Origin of the sequence: Actinomadura sp. NPDC048021, from assembly GCF_040653135.1 — a bacterium.
GTDB lineage: Bacteria > Actinomycetota > Actinomycetes > Streptosporangiales > Streptosporangiaceae > Spirillospora > Spirillospora verrucosospora.
Map to the genome: position 1 here is coordinate 41,319 of NZ_JBEZJQ010000037.1, position 17,705 is coordinate 59,023.

General features: G+C 75.1%; 15 protein-coding genes. 10 read left to right on the forward strand and 5 right to left on the reverse strand.

What is annotated here, in order from left to right; genetic code table 11:
- Positions 1-7 precede the first annotated feature (7 nt).
- From AB0C87_RS39135 to AB0C87_RS39145, 3 genes are read left to right on the forward strand one after another with little or no spacing between them, the layout of a single operon-like run.
- Positions 8-907, forward strand: coding sequence for a branched-chain amino acid ABC transporter permease (locus AB0C87_RS39135; RefSeq protein ID WP_345187165.1), 900 nt, complete (start codon positions 8-10; stop codon positions 905-907).
- The gene (locus tag AB0C87_RS39140; protein ID WP_345187167.1) at positions 904-2,661 is read left to right on the forward strand and encodes a branched-chain amino acid ABC transporter ATP-binding protein/permease; all 1,758 of its coding nucleotides are present in this window, start codon (positions 904-906) and stop codon (positions 2,659-2,661) included. The genes AB0C87_RS39135 and AB0C87_RS39140 overlap by 4 nt, the downstream gene beginning before the upstream one ends.
- Positions 2,658-3,392 (forward strand): ABC transporter ATP-binding protein, encoded by a 735-nt coding sequence (locus AB0C87_RS39145; protein WP_345187169.1) that lies wholly within the window; start codon positions 2,658-2,660, stop codon positions 3,390-3,392. Before AB0C87_RS39140 ends, AB0C87_RS39145 begins: the two co-directional genes overlap by 4 nt.
- On the opposite strand, the gene AB0C87_RS39150 is transcribed toward AB0C87_RS39145, so the two are convergent.
- Positions 3,376-5,502, reverse strand: a complete 2,127-nt coding sequence (locus AB0C87_RS39150; RefSeq protein WP_345187172.1) for a thiamine pyrophosphate-dependent enzyme — start codon at positions 5,500-5,502, stop codon at positions 3,376-3,378. The two genes, AB0C87_RS39145 and AB0C87_RS39150, sit on opposite strands and share 17 nt — an antisense overlap.
- Positions 5,503-5,714: 212 nt before the next feature.
- Between AB0C87_RS39150 and AB0C87_RS39155 the strand changes: the two genes are divergently transcribed.
- Genes AB0C87_RS39155 through AB0C87_RS39165 form a run of 3 tightly spaced genes read left to right on the forward strand, consistent with a single transcriptional unit; the run spans position 5,715 to position 9,587 of the window.
- Entirely contained in the window at positions 5,715-7,253 is a 1,539-nt protein-coding gene (locus AB0C87_RS39155; RefSeq protein WP_345187174.1) for an aldehyde dehydrogenase family protein, read from the forward strand.
- An 8-nt stretch (positions 7,254-7,261) separates the two neighbouring features.
- Positions 7,262-8,419, forward strand: a complete 1,158-nt coding sequence (locus tag AB0C87_RS39160) for an FAD-binding oxidoreductase (protein WP_360581717.1) — start codon at positions 7,262-7,264, stop codon at positions 8,417-8,419.
- Complete coding sequence (locus AB0C87_RS39165; protein ID WP_360358344.1) at positions 8,412-9,587, forward strand: Glu/Leu/Phe/Val dehydrogenase dimerization domain-containing protein; 1,176 nt, start codon at positions 8,412-8,414, stop codon at positions 9,585-9,587. Before AB0C87_RS39160 ends, AB0C87_RS39165 begins: the two co-directional genes overlap by 8 nt.
- On the opposite strand, the gene AB0C87_RS39170 is transcribed toward AB0C87_RS39165, so the two are convergent.
- A complete protein-coding gene (locus AB0C87_RS39170) occupies positions 9,532-10,458 on the reverse strand; it encodes a LysR family transcriptional regulator (protein WP_360581718.1) in 927 nt (308 codons plus the stop codon). The two genes, AB0C87_RS39165 and AB0C87_RS39170, sit on opposite strands and share 56 nt — an antisense overlap.
- 96 nt (positions 10,459-10,554) lie before the next feature.
- A complete protein-coding gene (gene paaZ / locus AB0C87_RS39175; RefSeq protein ID WP_360581719.1) occupies positions 10,555-12,594 on the reverse strand; it encodes a phenylacetic acid degradation bifunctional protein PaaZ in 2,040 nt (679 codons plus the stop codon).
- A 230-nt stretch (positions 12,595-12,824) separates the two neighbouring features.
- On the opposite strand from paaZ, the gene mgrA reads away from it, so the two are divergent.
- The 3 genes from mgrA to AB0C87_RS39190 all read left to right on the forward strand — a co-directional run bounded on the left by mgrA (position 12,825) and on the right by AB0C87_RS39190 (position 14,771).
- Entirely contained in the window at positions 12,825-13,850 is a 1,026-nt protein-coding gene (gene mgrA / locus AB0C87_RS39180; RefSeq protein ID WP_345187184.1) for an L-glyceraldehyde 3-phosphate reductase, read from the forward strand.
- Positions 13,851-13,919: 69 nt separating this feature from the next.
- The gene (locus tag AB0C87_RS39185; RefSeq protein WP_353835558.1) at positions 13,920-14,363 is read left to right on the forward strand and encodes a YbhB/YbcL family Raf kinase inhibitor-like protein; all 444 of its coding nucleotides are present in this window, start codon (positions 13,920-13,922) and stop codon (positions 14,361-14,363) included.
- A gap of 3 nt (positions 14,364-14,366) precedes the next feature.
- Positions 14,367-14,771, forward strand: coding sequence for a DUF6343 family protein (locus tag AB0C87_RS39190; protein WP_360581720.1), 405 nt, complete (start codon positions 14,367-14,369; stop codon positions 14,769-14,771).
- 12 nt (positions 14,772-14,783) lie between these two features.
- On the opposite strand, the gene AB0C87_RS39195 is transcribed toward AB0C87_RS39190, so the two are convergent.
- Positions 14,784-15,677, reverse strand: coding sequence for a helix-turn-helix domain-containing protein (locus AB0C87_RS39195; RefSeq protein WP_353835556.1), 894 nt, complete (start codon positions 15,675-15,677; stop codon positions 14,784-14,786).
- A 108-nt stretch (positions 15,678-15,785) separates the two neighbouring features.
- Between AB0C87_RS39195 and AB0C87_RS39200 the strand changes: the two genes are divergently transcribed.
- On the forward strand, positions 15,786-17,225 hold the full coding sequence (locus AB0C87_RS39200) for an MFS transporter (RefSeq protein WP_345187193.1): 1,440 nt from the start codon (positions 15,786-15,788) through the stop codon (positions 17,223-17,225).
- Between the two features lie 152 nt (positions 17,226-17,377).
- On the opposite strand, the gene AB0C87_RS39205 is transcribed toward AB0C87_RS39200, so the two are convergent.
- Positions 17,378-17,563 carry a hypothetical protein gene (locus AB0C87_RS39205; protein WP_360581721.1) on the reverse strand — a complete coding sequence of 62 codons (186 nt, stop codon included), beginning with the start codon at positions 17,561-17,563 and terminating at the stop codon, positions 17,378-17,380.
- Positions 17,564-17,705 lie beyond the last annotated feature (142 nt).

A 17,705-nucleotide genomic window follows, 5' to 3' on the forward strand; every position in this document is an offset into this window, starting at 1 on the left:
GGGCCCGATGAGCGAATTCGTCCAGTACCTCGTGAACGGCCTGACGATCGGGGCCTTCCTCGCGCTGATCGCGCTGGGCTACTCGATGATCTACGGGGTGGTCCGGCTGATCAACTTCGCGCACGGCGACGTGTTCATGATCGGCGCCTTCGCCGGGTTCGGGACGCTGACCGCGCTCGGCGCGAGCGGCGGGATGGCGCTGCCCGCCGTCCTGCTCGCCGTCGTGGTCGGCGCGCTGACCACCGGCGCCATCGGGACCGGGATCGCCAGGGTCGCCTACGTGCCGCTGCTGTCGTCGCCGCGCCTGGCGCTGCTGATCGCCGCGATCGGGGTGTCGCTGGCGCTGGAGGAGGGCGTCAAGGTGCTCACCGACGCCCGGTTCAAGTCCTACCCCCACGCCCTGGACGGCGGCCGGATCCTCAGCGGCGTCGTCCACGTCACCTGGGGGCAGCTCGTCCTGGTCGTGCTGTCGGTCGCGCTGATGGCGGCGCTGTGGCTGTTCGTCACCCGGACCGTGACGGGGACCGCGATGCGCGCGCTGGCGATGGACCGCGACGCGGCCCGGCTCCAGGGGATCGACGTGGAGCGGCTGATCCTGGCGACGTTCTTCATCGGCTCGCTGCTCGCGGGCGCCGCGGGCGTCATGTACGGGCTGTACTACGTTCAGATCAGCTTCGGCATGGGCTTCCTCATCGGGCTGCGCGCGTTCACCGCCGCGGTGCTCGGCGGCATCGGCAACCTGCCGGGGACGATGGTCGCGGGCGTGTGCATCGGCCTCGTGCAGTCGTTCTCCGCCGGGTACGTCTCGTCCCGCTGGACGGACGTCATCATCTTCGGGCTGCTGATCGCGGTGCTGGCGCTGAGGCCCACCGGCCTGTTCGGCGAGCGCGTCGTGGAGCGGGCGTGAGGGCGCCGCGCCCCGCGGGCGGGGAGGCGGCCGTCCGGTACGGCGGCTGGCCGCTGCTCGTCGCGCTCGCGCTCGCCGCCGGGCAGACCCTCGACGACTACGCGCTGACCGTCGCCGGGACGATCCTGGTCTACGCGATCCTCGGGCTGGGGATCAACATCGTCGTCGGGTACGCGGGCCTGCTCGACCTCGGGTTCGCCGCGTTCTTCGCGATCGGCGCGTACGCCTCCGGGCTGCTGACGCTGAAGCTGGGGTGGGGCTTCTGGGCGACGCTGCCGGTCGCGGTCGCCGCCGCGGCGGTGGCCGGGGCGGTCATCGGGTACCCGACGCTGCGGCTGCGCAGCGACTACCTCGCGATCGTCACGCTCGGCTTCGGAGAGATCATCCGGATCGCGGTCATCAACCTGGAGGTCACCGGGGGCCCGAACGGGCTGACCGGGATCCCCCCGGCGACGGTCGGCGGGCGGGAGATCGTCACGCCGCGGGACTTCTTCCACCTCGCGCTCGCGTTCTTCGTCGTCGTGCTGGCCGCGACGGCGCTGCTGGCCCGGTCGCGGCTCGCCTACGCCTGGCGCGCCGTCCGGGCCGACGACACCGCCGCCGAGGCGGTCGGCGTCCCGGCGCGGCGGGTGAAGCTGCTGGCGTACGTGCTGGGCGCGATGACCGGGGCCGTCGCGGGCCCGCTCAACGCCGCGCAGCTCGGCACCGTGGACCCCTCCAGCTTCACGTTCCTGACCTCGCTGATGATCCTGCTCGTGGTGATCATCGGCGGGATGGGCAGCCGGCCCGGCGTCGTGGTCGGCGCCGTGGTGATCGTCGCGCTGCCGGAGGCGCTGCGGACCGTCCAGGAGTACCGGGGCCTGTTCTTCGCGCTGCTGCTCATCGCGATCGTGCTCCTGCGGCCGCAGGGCGTGTGGCCGTACCGGCCGCGCCGCCTGCGCCTCCCGGCGGAGGCGGGGCCCGCGCCCGGGCCCGCGGCGGCGCGCGGCACGCTGCTGGAGGTGGACGGCCTGACCCGCCGCTTCGGCGGCGTCACCGCCGTCGAGGGGCTCGCCCTGCGCGCGGACGCCGGGCAGGTCGTCAGCGTGATCGGCCCGAACGGCGCGGGCAAGACCACCGCGTTCAACTGCGTCACCGGGATGATCGCGCCGTCGGCCGGGACGGTCGTGCTCGCCGGGCGGGACGTGCGCGGCCTCGCCCCGCACCGGGTCGCCGCCGCCGGCCTCGCGCGCACCTTCCAGAGCATCCGGCTGTTCGAGGAGATGACCGTCGCCGAGAACGTGCTGATCGGCCGGTTCGCCCGCGACCGGGCCCTGCTGCGGCCGCTGTCGCGCGCCGACCTCGACGCGGTCCGCCGCTGCCTGGACTTCGTCGGGCTGCTGGAGGCCGCCGACCGCCCGGCGGGCGGGCTCGCCTACGGCGACCGGCGCCGGCTGGAGATCGCGCGGGCGCTCGCGGGCGACCCCCGCGTCCTGCTGCTGGACGAGCCCGCCGCGGGCGCGAACCCGACCGAGAAGCGGGCGCTGATGGGGCTGATCTCGCGCATCGGCGCGCTCGGCGCCGCCGTGGTGCTGATCGAGCACGACGTCGCGCTGGTCATGTCGATCTCCGACCGGGTGACGGTGCTGGAGCACGGGCGGACGATCGCGGCGGGGCCGCCGGCGGAGATCCAGGAGGACCAGCGGGTCATCGCCGCCTACCTCGGCGTGCCGGACGACCCGGAGACCGACCTGGCCGCGGAGGTGCTGGGGTGACGCTTCTGCGGGTGAGCGACCTGCGCAGCCGGTACGGCCAGGTCGAGGCGCTGTCCGGGATCTCCTTCGAGGTCGGCGAGGGCGAGATCGTCGCGCTGCTCGGCAGCAACGGCGCGGGCAAGACCACCGCGCTGCGGACCGTCACGGGCCTGCACCGGGCCCGGTCCGGGCGGGTCGAGTTCGGCGGCCGCGACATCACCCGGCTCGCCGCGCACCGGGTCGTCGCGGCCGGGCTCGGGCACGTCCCGGAGGGGCGGCGCGTGTTCCCCGCGCTGACCGTCGCCGAGAACCTGCTGCTCGGCGGGTACCTGCGGCGCCGCGACCGGGCGCTCGTCGCGGCCCGCCGGGACGAGGTCTACGCCAGGTTCCCGCGCCTCGGCGAGCGGCGCGCGCAGCCGGCCGGGCTGCTGTCGGGCGGCGAGCAGCAGATGCTCGCGATCGGCCGGGCGCTGATGCTGCGGCCGCGCCTGCTCGCCCTCGACGAGCCGACGATGGGGCTGGCGCCGCGGACGGCGCAGCAGGTGCTGCGGGTCGTCCGGGAGATCCGCGACCAGGGCGCCGCGATCCTGATCGTCGAGCAGAACGCCCACCAGACGCTCCGCCTCGCCGACCGCGCCTACGTCCTGGAGACCGGCCGGATCGTGCTGGACGGCCCGGCGTCCGCGCTCGCCGGGGACGACCGGGTGAAGGCCGCCTACCTGGGCGGCGACCCGGTCATCGACGCGACGTGAGCAGCGCGCGCGCCGCGTCCTCGATCGCGGCCTCCGACAGCAGGACGTGGGAGGCGGCGTCTCCCAGCGGGATGAAGCTGTCCTCGCTCGTGACCCTGGCCGCGCGCCCTTCGAAGCCGACGTCGGCGAGCGCGGTCAGGACGCCCTCCGAGACGCCCCCGGTGCGGCGCGTCTCGTCCGCGACCAGGACGGCCCCGGTGGCGCGGGCCTCGCGCAGCAGGTCCTCGACCGGGAGCGGGGCCAGCCAGCGCAGGTCGAGCACCCGGCACCGGACGCCCCCGGCCTCCAGGCGGCGGGCCGCCCGCAGGCTCATCCGCAGGCCGTTGGCGAAGGTGACGACGGTGAGGTCGCCGCCGTCCCCGTAGGTGCGGGCGCGGCCGATCGGGACCGTCCCGCCGGCCGGGGCCAGCCATCCGCCGTCGCCGTCGTCGTGAAGGTCGCGCACGTGGTAGAGCGCGATCGGCTCCAGCATCACGCACACGCGCCCGTCGCGCCCGGCGGCGTCCGCGCAGGCGCGCAGCATCCCCGCGGCGTCGTCGGGCCGGGCCGGCGACGCGATGACGAGCCCCGGGATGTCGCGCAGGGCGGCGACGGCGTTGTCGTTGTGGAAGTGGCCGCCGAACCCCTTCTGGTAGGCGTAGCCCGCGATCCGCACGACCATCGGGTTGCGGTACCGGCCGGAGGAGAAGAACGGCAGCGTCGCCGCCTCCCCCCGGATCTGGTCGGCGGCGTTGTGCAGGTAGGCGAGGTACTGGATCTCCGGGACCGGCAGCATCCCGGCGGTCCCGAACCCGAGCGCGAGGCCGAGGACCGACTGCTCGTCCAGGATCGTGTCGAACACCCGGGCCGCCCCGGCCCGCCTCATCAGCCCGCGCGTGACCCCGTAGACGCCGCCCTTGCGCGCCACGTCCTCGCCGAAGACGAGCATGCCGGGCCGCTCGTCCAGCAGGTCGCCGAGCGTCCGGTTGACCGCCTGCGCCAGCGTGACCGGCTCCCCCTCCGCGGCCACCGCTCCCCCTCCGCGGGCGGTGGAGCGGAGCGGCGCCATGACCTGCGCGGCGGACGCCAGGCGCGGGGCGCCCGCGACGCTCTCCGCCAGCGCCATGACCTCCGCGCGCTTGGCCTCGTAGAGGCCGACGACGTCCTCCGCGGTCGCGACTCCGCGGTCGACGAGGAGGCGCGCGGTCCGCAGGAGCGGGTCGCGCTCCAGGTCGGCCGCCATCTCGGCGAAGGTCCGGTACGCCGACTCGACGTCGGAGCCGGCGTGGCCCATCAGCCGGACGGTCCGCAGGTGCAGGAACGCGGGACGGCGGCGTTCGCGGACCCAGTCGGCCGCCCGCGCCGCCGCGGCGTGGGCGTCGGCGAGGTCGCAGCCGTCCGCGTGGAAGTAGGCGAGGCCGGGCCGCGAGCCGTAGGCGGCACGGATCCAGCCGGGCGCCGTGCGGACGCTGATGCCGATCCCGTTGTCCTCGCAGACGAGCAGGAGCGGCAGGGGAAGGCCCTGGTAGCCGCAGTTGACGGCCGCGTTGACGGCGCCGGCGGCGGTGGAGTGGTTGGCGGAGGCGTCCCCGAAGCTGCACACGGTGACGGCGTCGCGCGGCCACGGCGAGTCCAGGCCGAGCCGGGCGGCACGTTCGATCGCGAAGGCCACGCCGAGCGCGCGCGGGAAGTGCGAGGCGATGGTGGAGGTCTGCGGGATCACGTTCAGCGGGCGGCTGCCGAACACCTTGTGGCGCCCACCCGCGATCGGTTCCTCGGCGGCGGCGACCAGCCCGAGCAGGACGTCGCGGAGCGGGTCGCCGCCGGGGACCTGGCGTGCCCGCTCCAGGAAGAACGCGCCCGACCGGTAGTGCAGGAGCGCCGGGTCGTCCGGGCGGAGGGCGGCCGCGACGGCCGCGTTGCCCTCGTGCCCGGCCGAGCCGATCGTGTAGAAGCCGTGGCCCTGCGCCTGGAGGCGCCGGGCGGCGAGGTCCAGGTGCCGGCTGCCGAGCTGCGCGTCGAACAGCTCCAGGCAGCGCTCGCCGGTGAGCGCGCCAGGCGGAGCGGGCGCGCCGGAGGGCGCCAGGGTCGCGGCCGTCTCGAGGAAGTGGACGTCGGCGGGCTCGGGCATGCGTGCTCCTGGGTGCGGATCGGGACGCGTGTCGAGCATCGGACGCCGCCCGGCCGAGGCCAAGCCGCGCGAGGCCGCGAACCGGTGGGGAGTTGGCCAAGGATCGCTTAACGACGCCCCCGGGAGAGCCTCAGCCCGGCTTGGCCTCGCGGTAAGGAAGCCGCGCTCTGCCCGATCTTGGCGCGGGCGGGCGGCCCGTTCAGGCTGGGAGCGTGCTCTCCTCCGTCATCGGCGGCGCCCGGATCCCGGCGGGGCCGCGCTCGTACCGTTCCACCGACCCGTCCCGCACGTCCGAGACGGTCGCGGAGGTGTCCCTCGCGGACGCCGGCGACCTGGTGCGCGCCTGCCGGGCCGCCCGCGAGGCGCAGGACGCCTGGCGCGACGTGCCGGCGCCCGTCCGCGGGCAGGCGGTCGCCGCGGTCGGCCGGCTCGTCGAGGCCAACAAGGCGGCCCTCGCCGCGCTCGTCACCCGGGAGGTCGGCAAGCCCCGCGCCGAGGCCCTCGGCGAGGTCCAGGAGATCGCCGACACCTGCGCGTTCTTCCTCGGGGAGGGGCGGCGGCTGTACGGGCAGACCGTCCCGTCCGAGATGCCCGACAAGCAGCTGTTCACCTTCCGGGACCCGGTCGGCGTCGTCACCGTCGTCACGGCGGGGAACTTCCCGGTCGCGGTGCCTTCCTGGTACATCGTCCCCGCGCTGCTGTGCGGGAACGCGGTGGTGTGGAAGCCCGCCGAGTACGCGGCGGCCTGCGCCGACGCGTTCTACGAGCTGTTCGCCCACGCGGGGCTGCCGGACGGCGTCCTCAACGTGGTCCACGCCGACGGCGCCGAGACCTTCCGCGGCCTGGAGCGGGCGCTGGACGAGGGGCTCGTCGACAAGGTCGGCTTCACCGGCTCCACGGAGGTCGGCGCGCGGATCGGGGAGCTGTGCGGCCGCCACCTCCAGACGCCGTGCCTGGAACTCGGCGGCAAGAACCCGATGGTCGTCGCCGAGGACGCCGACCTGCCGCTCGCCGTCGAGGGCGCCCTGTTCTCCGGGTTCGGGACGGCCGGGCAGCGCTGCACCTCCCTCGGGACCGCGATCGTCCACGAGTCGGTGCACGGCGAGTTCGTGCGGCTGCTGGACGAGGCGGTGCGCGCCGCGCCCGTCGGCGACCCGGCGGGCGACGTGCTGTTCGGGCCGCTGATCAGCGAGCGGTTCGCGGACGGCTTCGAGAAGGCGCTCGGCTGGATCGGGCCGGGCCACACCGTGCACGGGTCGTCGGCCACCGGGCGGATCACGGCGGCCGCGCCGCGGGAGGGCTTCGCCGGGGACCCGGAGGCGGGGCTGTTCTACCACCCGGTGATCGTCGACGGGGTGGGGCCCGGCGACGCGCTCTTCACGCACGAGGCGTTCGGGCCGATCGTCGGCGTCGCCGCCTACCGGACGCTGGACGAGGCGATCGCCCTCGCCAACGCCCCCGGCTACGGCCTGTCCGCCTCGATCTACACCGGCGACCCGGCGAAGGTCTTCGCGTTCCGCCGGCGGATCTCGGCCGGGATGGTGAGCGTCAACAACTCCACCTCCGGCGCGGAGGCGCACCTGCCGTTCGGCGGGAACGGGCGCTCGGGCAACGGCAGCCGCCAGTCGGGCATGTGGGTCCTGGACCAGTTCACCCGCTGGCAGTCGATGAACTGGGACACCTCGGGGCGGCTGCAGAAGGCGCAGATGGACGTCCTGGAGATCGCCCCCGACCTCGGCTTCAGGCTGTAGGGGCGGCCGTGGGGACCGAGGCGGAGACGGAGGCCGACGTCGTCGTCATCGGCGGCGGCGTCATGGGGACGAGCATCGCGTTCCACCTCGCCGAGGCGGGCGTGCGGCGCGTGGTCCTCGTCGAGCGGGACGCGCTCGGGTCGGGCTCGACGTGCAGGGCGGCGGGCGGGGTGCGGGCCCAGTTCTCCGACGAGGTCAACATCCGGCTCGGCGCCCGCAGCCTGGAGGCGTTCGCCCGGTTCTCCCGCCGGCCCGGCCAGGAGATCGACCTGCACCGCGTCGGTTACCTGTTCCTGCTGTCGCGGCCCGAGGACGTCGCGGCGTTCGAGGCGGGCGTGGCCCTGCAGAACGAGCTGGGCGTCCCGAGCCGGATGGTCTCGGTCGCGGAGGCCCGCCGGCTGTCGCCGCTGATCGTCCCCGACGGGCTGCTGGCCGCCGCGTTCTCCCCCGACGACGGGCACTGCACGCCGGAGTCGGTCGTCCTCGGGTACGCGACGGGCGCGCGGCGGCACGGCGCGGTGATCCGCACCGGCTGCGAGGTCGTCGGCATCGAGACCGGCGGCGGTGAGATCAGGGCCGTCCGGACCACGCGGGGGCGCATCCGCACGCCCGCCGTCGTCTGCGCGGCGGGGGCCTGGTCGGCGGCCGTCGGGCGGATGGCCGGCGTCGACCTCCCGGTCGAGCCGCTGCGCCGCCAGATCGTCTTCACCGGGCCGCTCCCGGACCTGCCGCGCCCGGTGCCGATGACGATCGACTTCGCGACGTCGTTCTACTTCCACGCGGAGGGCGAGGGCCTGATGCTCGGCATGTCCGATCCCGACGAGCGCCCCGGCTTCCGGCTGAGCCGGTCCGACGCGTGGCTCCCCCGGCTCGCCGAGGCGATCGGCGCCCGGGCGCCGCGCCTGCTCGACGCCGGCCTGACCGGCGGCTGGGCCGGCCTCTACGAGATGACGCCCGACCACAACGCGCTCATCGGCGAGGACGCGTCGGTGTCGCGGTTCCTCTACGCGGCCGGCTTCTCCGGCCACGGCTTCCTCCAGGGCCCGGCGGTCGGCGAGGTCGTCCGCGACCTGTACCTCGGCCGCGCGCCCTTCACCGACGTCGCCCCCCTGAACGCCGCGCGCTTCGCCGGCGACGCCCTGCGCCCGGAGAACAACTGTGTCTGACGTGCTCGCGATGATGGACGAGTGGGGCCCCGAGCGGGTCGTGTGCGTCTCCGACGCCCGGACCGGGATGCGGGGCGTGCTCGTCATCGACAACACCGCCCGCGGCATGGGCAAGGGCGGCATGCGGATGAGCCCGTCGGTGACGGTCGCGGAGGTGGCGCGGCTCGCCCGGGTGATGACCTACAAGTGGGCGGGCGTCGACCTGTTCTTCGGCGGCGCCAAGGCCGGGATCGCGGCGGACCCCGCGTCGTCCGACCGGGAGGCGGTCCTGCGCGCGTTCGTGCGGGCGCTGGCGCAGGAGATCCCCCGCCGGTACGTGGCGGGCCTCGACATGGGGCTGTCGGAGCGGGACGCGGCGATCGTCCAGGACGAGCTGGACGACCGGGGCGCGGCCGTCGGCACCCCGCACGTCCTCGGCGGCATGCCCTACGACGAGCTGGGCGTGACCGGCTTCGGTGTCGCGGAGGCGGCCGACGCCGCCGCCCGGCACGCGGGGATGTCCCTGCGGGGCGCGCGGGTCGCGGTGCAGGGGTTCGGCGCGGTCGGGCACGCGGCGGCGCGGCGCCTGGACGAGCTGGGCGCGGCGGTCGTGGCGGTCTCGACCGTGCACGGCGCGCTGCACGACCCGGACGGCCTGGACGTCGGACGGCTCCTCGCCCTGCGCGCCGAGGCGGGCGACGCGGCGGTGCGGGAGTACGGCGGGCGGCTGCTGCCCCCCGGCGCCGAGCTGTCGGTCCCGGCCGACGTCCTCGTCCCGGCCGCGCTCCAGGACGTCATCGACGAGGAGGCGGCCGCGGACGTCCGGGCGTCGATCGTGGTGGAGGGCGCGAACCTGCCCACCGGGCGGGCGGCGCAGCGCGTCCTCGCCGAGCGCGGCGTGACGGTCGTGCCGGACTTCGTCGCCAACGCGGGCGGCGTCGTCGCGGCGGCGTTCGCGATGGACGCCCGCTACTCGGCGTTCCGCCCCGACCCGGACGCGGTGTTCGCCGCGGTCTCGGCGAAGATGCGCGACAACACCGGCCGGGTCCTCGACGCGGCCCGCGCGCAGGGCACGACGACGCACGAGGCCGCCGTCGCGCTCGCCCAGGAGCGCGTCCGCGCGGCGATGGAGCTCAAGGGCCGGTGGCGCCCCCGACCTCGCTCTGGACGCCCCGGGCGACCTCGATGAGGCCGCGCATGGCGTCCTTGACGAGCGGGTTGGTGTTGGTGGCGCGGCGCAGCACGGTGACATGCCGCCGCGGGCTGCGGCGGCTGAGCCGCAGCGTCCTCAGCCCCGGCGCGGGGACGCAGCCGAGCGCCGGGACGAGCGCGATGCCGAGACCGCAGCCGACCAGCCCGCACACCACGGCGTAGTCGTTGCTGCGGAACGCGATGTCGGGGGCGAACCCGGCGGTGCCGCACAGCCGCAGCAGCGCCTGCGCGCCCGCGCTCTCCGGGCGGCTCGCGATCCACGTCTCCGACCGCAGGTCGCGGAGCCGGACGGTGCGGCCCCCGGCGAGGGGGTGGTCCCGCGGGACGCACAGCACCAGGTTCTCGTCCATCACCGGCGTCTCCACGATCTGGTCGGGCCAGGTGCGCGGGAACAGGTCGTACCGGTACGCGAGCTGGAGGTCGAGGTCGCCGTCGAGCAGCTCGGGCAGCAGCTCGTCCGGCTCGCCCTCGGCCAGCGTGATGTCGATGCCGGGCCGCACCCGCGACAGCTCCGCCAGCACCCGCGGCAGGATCCGGGCGCTGGCGGTCGGGAAGCTGCCGAGTTGCAGGGCGCCGCGCTCGCCGCTGGCGACCGTGCGCAGCTCCCGCTCCAGGGTGTCGAGGGCCGACAGCACGTCGTTGCCCTTGCTGACCATCAGGAACGCGGCGCTCGTCGGGCGCACGCTGCGCGCCCGGCGCTCGAACAGCACCAGGCCGCAGGCGCGCTCCAGCGCGGCGATCTGCTGGGAGACGGCGGACGCGGTGTAGCCGAGGTTGCGGGCCGCGTCCGCGAACGAGCCGGTGCGGACGACCTCGCGCACGGTCTGGATGTGCAGGGGACTGATCATGGGCGCACCCCGTTCAGCGCTGAACGTGACCGTCTCCCCCGCAGACGCCTCCCCTCATGCGTATCATCCCGCGGGCCGGGCCCCCAGGCCCGAAGATCAGTCGTGCCGCGGGCGCTTGGCCACCAGCGTCAGGACGTCGTACTTGGCGACCGAGGCCCCCTCCTGGTTCGTGACGTCGGTGTCCCAGCGGACCTCGCCGTAGTCGGCGCCCTCGCGCGGCGTGATCTGCTTGGCCGTCAGGGTGACGGTCAGCTCGTCGCCCGGCTTGACGGGCGTGAGGAACCGGAGGTTCTCCAGGCCGTAGTTCGCCAGGACGGGCCCTGGGGACGGCTCCACGAACAGCCCGGCCGCGAACGACACGACGAGGTAGCCGTGGGCGACGCGCCCGCCGAAGAACGGGTTCGCCGCGGCGGCCTCCTCGTCCGTGTGAGCGTAGAAGGTGTCGCCGGTGAACTCGGCGAAGTGCTCCACGTCGTCGAGGGTGACGACCCGGGGGCCGCCGACGGCGGTGTCGCCGACGCGCAGCTCCTCCAGGTGCTTGCGGAACGGGTGGACGTCGGTGACGGTCCGGTCGGTGCCGGGGACCCAGCGCCCGGTGATGGAGGTGAGCATCGCCGGCCCGGCCTGGACGGCGGTGCGCCGCATGTGGTGCACCACCCCGCGGATCCCGCCCATCTCCTCGCCGCCGCCGGCCCGCCCGGGGCCGCCGTGGACGAGGGCGGGCAGCGGCGAGCCGTGCCCGGTCGACTCCTGGGCGTCCTCGGCGTTCAGCACGAGCAGCCGGCCGTGCCACGGCGCGGCGCCGAGCACGACCTTCCGGGCGAACTCCTCGTCACCGGTCACGACCGACCCGGCGAGGCTGCCGCGCCCGCGCGCGGCGAGCTCGACGGCCTGCTCGGCGCCCTCATAGGGCATCAGGGTGCTGACCGGCCCGAACGCCTCGACCTCGTGCGGCTCGGCGCGGCCCGCGTCGTCGGCGCGCAGCAGGACCGGGGAGATGAACGCGCCGCGCTCGGCGTCCGCGCCCACGACCTCGACCCGCTCGGGGTCGCCGAACACGACGCTGCCCGCGTCCATGAGGGCCTTCAGGGAGCGCCGCACCTCCTCGCGCTGGTCGAGCGTGGCGAGGGCGCCCATCCGCACGGACGGGTCGGACGGGTTCCCGACCGTGACCTTCGCCAGCCGTTCCCGGACGGCCTCGGCGACGTCGTCGATCAGGGCGGCGGGGACGAGCGCCCGGCGGATCGCCGTGCACTTCTGGCCCGCCTTCACGGTCATCTCCGTGGCGAGCTGCCTGACGTAGAGGTCGAACTCCTTCGTGCCGGGCGTCGCGTCCGGCCCGAGGACCGAGCAGTTCAGCGAGTCGGCCTCGGCGTTGAACCGCACCGCGTTCCCCACGATGACGGGGTGGGTGCGCAGGAGCCGGGCGGTGGACGCCGAACCGGTGAACCCGACGATGTCCTGCTCGGTGAGGTGGTCGAGGAGGTCGCGGGGCTCGCCGCAGACCATCTGCACCGAGCCCTCGGGCAGGATCCCGGCCTCGACGATCAGCTCGACCAGCCGGGCGGTCAGGTAGGCGGTCTGGCTCGCCGGCTTGATCAGGCTCGGCACCCCCGCGAGGAACGCGGGCGCGAGCTTCTCCAGCGGGCCCCACACCGGGAAGTTGAACGCGTTGATCTGCACCGCGACGCCGCGCGACGGCGTGCACAGGTGCTGCCCGACGAACGTCCCGCCCTTGCCGAGCGGCTCCACGTCGCCCTCGACGAGCACCGTGTCGTTCGGCAGTTCGCGCTTGCCCTTGCTCGCGTAGGCGAACAGGACGCCGATGCCGCCGTCGACGTCGAACTTCGAGTCGTTCAGCGTCGCGCCCGTCATGGCCGACAGGGCGTACAACTCCTCGCGGTGCTCCCGCAGGTGGGACGCGACCGCCTTCAGCAGGGCCGCGCGCTGGTGGAACGTCAGCTCCCGCAGCACCGGGCCGCCGACGGACCGCCCGTACTCCAGGGCGGCGCCCATGTCGACCCCCGCAGAGGAGATCCGGGCGACCTCCTCCCCGGTGACGGCGTCGTGCAACGGCGCCCCCTCCTCCTCCGGGGCACGCCAGGAACCCGACACATAACTGCGCAGCACGACCACTGGGACCTCCTCGTCCAGATCTCAGACCATTCTTGCCACTTCACAGCCCCCTTCACCCTCGCAGACATGACAGTCGGGGCCTCGTTCCTTTGTGTACTCCCGCGCCGCCGCCGCCCGCCGCCGCGGTCGGTGACGCGGTCGGTGACGGAGATCACCCTCGGGGGGAGGACGGGCCCGACGGCGGCCGGCGCCGCGTCCGGTGAGCCGCTTGTCCTGAAATACTCCTGACCATGACCTTCGTGGCAGACAGTGAGCGATACGAGCGGCTCCCCTACCGGCGGTGCGGGCGGAGCGGGTTGAGGCTCCCGGCGATCTCGCTGGGCCTGTGGCACAACTTCGGCGACGACCGCCCGCTGGACGTCCAGCGGGCCATCCTGCGGCGCGCGTTCGACCTCGGCGTCACCCACTTCGACCTCGCCAACAACTACGGCCCGCCGTACGGGTCCGCGGAGACCAACTTCGGCCGGATCCTGCGCGAGGACCTCGCCCCGTACCGGGACGAGATCATCATCTCGACCAAGGCCGGGTACGACATGTGGCCGGGCCCGTACGGCGAGTGGGGGTCGCGCAAGTACCTGCTCGCGAGCCTCGACCAGTCGCTGCGCCGGATGGGCGTCGACTACGTCGACATCTTCTACAGCCACCGCTTCGACCCGGAGACGCCGCTGGAGGAGACGATGGGGGCGCTGGACCGGGCCGTCCGGTCCGGCAAGGCCCTCTACGCCGGGATCTCGTCCTACTCCCCCGAGCGCACCGCCGAGGCGGCGGCGATCCTGCGGGAGATGGGGACCCCGCTGCTCATCCACCAGCCGTCCTACTCGATGCTCAACCGCTGGATCGAGGGCGGGCTGCTCGACACGCTCGACCGGGAGGGCGCCGGCTGCATCGCGTTCTCACCGCTGGCGCAGGGGATGCTGACCGGCAAGTACCTCGACGGGGTCCCGGAGGGCTCCCGGGCGAGCAGGGGGACGTCGCTGTCCACCAGTCTGCTCACCGAGGACAACCTGCGGCACGTGCGGACGCTGAACCGGATCGCCGAGGGGCGCGGGCAGTCGCTCGCCCAGATGGCGCTGGCCTGGTCGCTGCGGGACGGCCGGGTCACCTCGGCGCTGATCGGCGCGAGCAGCGTCGCGCAGCTGGAGGAGAACCTCGCCGCCCTCGACCGGCTCGACTTCACCCCGGACGAACTGGCCGCGATCGACCGGGACGCCGTCGAGGCGGGGATCAACATCTGGGCGGCCTCCAGCGCGGGCTGACCTGCGGGTCGACCGGGACGGCGCGTGCATCGACCGCGCGTGACGGGGCACGAGCGCCCTATGGAAGAGATGACGCTGAGGAGCGCCGCGTTCCGCGACCACACGCTCATGCCGTCGGACTACTCCCACGACAGCGGGGACCTCTCGCCGCCGCTGGAGTGGTCCCCCGCGCCTGAGGAGGTCGTGGAACTGGCGCTGGCGTGCGAGGACCCCGACGCCCCGGTCGGCACGTTCGCGCACTGGCTGCTCGCCGGCATCGACCCGGTGACCACCGGCCTGGACGCCGGGGAGCGGCCGACCGGCGCCGTCCTCGGGCGCAACGACTACGGCTCCGAGGGCTACGGCGGGCCGAAGCCCCCGGCGGGCGACGACCCGCACCGGTACTTCTTCCGGCTGTACGGGCTGGCGGAGCCGTCCGGGCTGCGCGACGGCTTCACCGCCGAGGACCTGCGCACCGCCGTCGAGGACAAGGTCGTCGCGTCGGGGACGCTCGTCGGCACCTACGCCAGGTGAGCCGTGGGCGGCACCGGAGCGGACGGGCCCGGGCGGCACCAGCCCGACCGGAACGAACCTGACCGGAACGAACCTGACCGGAACGAACCCGAGCGGCACGAGCCCGAACTCGGCGAGCCCGAGCGGCACGACATCGGCCGGAAGGACCCGGGCTGGCACGGCCCCGGGTCGCACGGACCGTACCCGCACGAGCAGCCGCGCGGGGACGAGCCCCTGACCGCGCGCAGCCCGCTGCTCTTGCGGGCGGTGCTGTCCACGGCCGCGCTGGTCGGCGCGGTCGCCGCCGCGATCGTGTTCACGGTGGACGCCTCCGGCGGCGGCTCCATGACCGCGGCGGGCATCTGCGCGGCGGTCGCCGTCATCGCCGCCGTCGACCTCGTGGTGATCGCGCGGCGTGCCCGCCACTGAGCCCGGCGCCGCTCAGTGCCGGTGGTCGGTGGCCGCGGCCCCGGGATCGGCGAGCAGCCGGCCGATCCGGTCCCGGCTCTCCTCGTCGGCCGGCGTGTAGGCGACGAGCCGCGCGTTCGGCGACGCGGTGATGTCCATGCTCGTGGTACGGGTGCGGATCTCGCCGACGGCGCTGTGCCGGAAGACCTTGGCGCTCGGCCCCGGCAGCGCCACGTCGTGGGACGCCCACAGCCGGGCGAACAGGGGACTGGCCGCCTGAAGGCGCCGGACGAGGTCCTTCCAGCCCGGTTCGTCCAGATGCCTGCTGTACCGGTGCCGGAAGACGGCGACGTGGTCGGACGCCGTGTCCTCCAGGTTCACGATCGGGTTGCAGCACGGCGGCAGCGTGAACATCTTCCACAGCGTGTTGCGCTCGCACGGCGGGGCGTTCACGAGGTGCGGGAAGATCGCGGCGAAGGCGGCGTTCCAGGCCAGGATGTCGGAGCGGGCGTTGACCACGGCCGCGGGCAGCGGCACGAGCGCGTCCAGGATCCCCTGGACGTCCTCGGGCAGGCTCTCGGCCTGCTCCTCGACCGCCGCGTCGGGGACGTCGGCCAGCCGGTACAGGTGCTCGCGCTCGGCTCCGTCGAGCCGCAGGGTGCGCGCCACCGCGTCCAGCACCTGGGTGCTGGCGTTGATCGGGCGGCCCTGCTCCAGCCACGTGTACCAGGTGACGCCGACTCCGGCGAGCTGGGCGACCTCCTCGCGGCGCAGGCCGGGCGTGCGGCGCCGCGGGCCCGGGGGCATCCCCACGTCCTCGGGGCTGATCCGCTCGCGCCGGCTGCGCAGGAACGCCGCCAGCTCCGTGCGGCGGCGCGGACCCGCGCCGCCGCGGCGGGCGGCGGGCGCGGCGGGCGGACTCGTCATCGTCACTCCCCCAGCCTGCCTCGGGCGGGCGTGCTCTTCCAGGTGCTGTCAGTACCAGTATCGGCAGGCTCTCGTTACCGGTACCGGCGCGCCCCCACCCTCGTACACATGACACAGACAACCGACCTGCGCGGGACCGTTCCCGACCGGGGGTCGCGGAACGGATCCGGCGGGCTCGCGCTCGCCGTCATCCTGCTCGGCCAGTTCATGGCCATCCTCGACGTGAACATCGTCAACGTGGCCCTCCCGACGATGCGCGCGGACCTGCACGCCTCGGGCGCGGGGCTCCAGCTGATCGTGGCGGGCTACATCATCTCCTACGCGGTGCTGCTGATCACGGGCGCGCGGCTCGGCGGCATCGCGGGCCACCGCCGCCTGTACCACCTCGGCCTCGCGTCCTTCACGGTCGCGTCGCTGGCGTGCGGGCTGGCGCCGTCCACCGGGACGCTGGTGGTGTGCCGCTTCCTTCAGGGCGCGGGCGCGGCGATGCTGACCCCGCAGGTGATGTCGATGATCCAGCGGGACTTCACCGGCGCCGCCCGGGGGCGGGCGCTCGGCCTCTACTCCGCCGTCATCGCGGGCGGCGTCGTCGTCGGGCAGGCGGCCGGGGGCCTGCTGGTCGGCGCGGACCTGCTCGGGACGGGCTGGCGGGCGGTCTTCCTCGTCAACGTGCCGATCGGCGCCGCGCTGCTGCTCGCGGGGCCGCGCGTGCTGCCCCGCGACGAGCCCGCGCCCCGGACGCGCCCGCTGCGGGCCGAGCTGGACCTCCCGGGCGTGTTCACGCTGGCCCCCGCGGTGCTGCTGCTCGTCGTCCCGCTGATCATGGGGCACGAGCTGGGCTGGCCGCTGTGGGGCTGGGCGGCGCTGGCCGCCAGCGCCGCGTTCGCCGCGGTCTTCGTGGCCGTGGAGCGGCGCGTGGCGGCCGCGGGCGGGCGTCCGCTGGTCTCGCCCCGGGTGCTGCGCGCCCCGCTGCTGGTCCCGGCCTGCGTGGCGATCGTGTTCGGCCCGGCGAGCTGGTCGTCGTTCCTGTTCACCACCACGCTGCACCTGCAGGGCGACCTGCGGATGTCCCCCCTGGAGTCGGGGCTGGCGTTCGTGCCCTGCGTCACCGCGTTCGGGCTGGTCGGGCTGAACTGGCAGCGGCTGCCGGCCCGCTGGCACCGGCGCGCCGTCCCGGCCGGGTTCGCCGTGGCGGGGGCGGGCTACCTGTGCGTCGGCCCCCTCGCGGGAGGCGGCCTCGCCTACGAGGCGCTCACCGCGGTCATCGGGTTCGGGCTCGGGGTGATGCCGATCATCATGACGACCGCGCTGCGGCACGTCGCGCCGGGTGACGCGGCCGACGCCAGCGGCCTGCTCCTCACGCTGATGCAGCTCGCCCAGGTGGTCGGCATCGCCACCGTCGGGACGCTGTTCCTCTCGCTGGCCGAGTCCGGCGGGTCCACCCGGCACGCCGAGTACGGCACCGGCTGGGCGCTCGCCGGGATGGTGCTGCTCGGCGCCCTGTGCGCGCTGTCCCTGGCCCGCGACCGGTCCCCGGCTCGGCACTGAGGGTCAGGACGGAGGGGCGGGGACGGGGTTCTCGTCGAGCGCCGAGGCGACGGCCACCAGCGTGCAGTTGATCACGACGGCGCGCATCGGCGCCCCTCGGGTGGTCGGTCGGTCGGTCACCGCCGCGGTACCCGGGGCGCGGGCGCGAAACGTCAGTACCGCGCGAGCCGGGCGCGGGCGGCCTCCACCGCGGGCGGAACCGGCCGCCTGGCGCGGGCGAGGGCGGGCAGGGCGCGGGCCGCGTCGGCGAGCCCCGCGCGGCCCTCCCGGCTGGCGAGGGCGGACGCGGCGGTGCGCGCGACCGCGGGGAGCGGGCGGCGCAGCCACGCGGTCAGCACCCGGTTGCGCGCCTGCCTGCGGCGGGGGGGCGCGGGGGGGGGGGCCCCCCCGGGCGGGGGGGGGGGGGGGGCCCCGGGCGGGCCGGTGGCGCGGGCCCCACCCGCCGCGGCCCCGAGGGGGGCGGGGCGGTGCTCCGAGCCC

Bases quoted from the DNA above. Each gene is read 5' to 3' on its own strand.
- AB0C87_RS39135 (WP_345187165.1), top strand. From the start codon at position 8: ATGAGCGAATTCGTCCAGTACCTCGTGAACGGCCTGACGATCGGGGCC.
- AB0C87_RS39150 (WP_345187172.1), bottom strand. From the start codon at position 5,502: ATGCCCGAGCCCGCCGACGTCCACTTCCTCGAGACGGCCGCGACCCTG.
- AB0C87_RS39170 (WP_360581718.1), bottom strand. From the start codon at position 10,458: ATGATCAGTCCCCTGCACATCCAGACCGTGCGCGAGGTCGTCCGCACC.
- mgrA (WP_345187184.1), top strand. From the start codon at position 12,825: ATGACCTTCGTGGCAGACAGTGAGCGATACGAGCGGCTCCCCTACCGG.
- AB0C87_RS39185 (WP_353835558.1), top strand. From the start codon at position 13,920: ATGACGCTGAGGAGCGCCGCGTTCCGCGACCACACGCTCATGCCGTCG.
- AB0C87_RS39195 (WP_353835556.1), bottom strand. From the start codon at position 15,677: ATGACGAGTCCGCCCGCCGCGCCCGCCGCCCGCCGCGGCGGCGCGGGT.
- AB0C87_RS39200 (WP_345187193.1), top strand. From the start codon at position 15,786: ATGACACAGACAACCGACCTGCGCGGGACCGTTCCCGACCGGGGGTCG.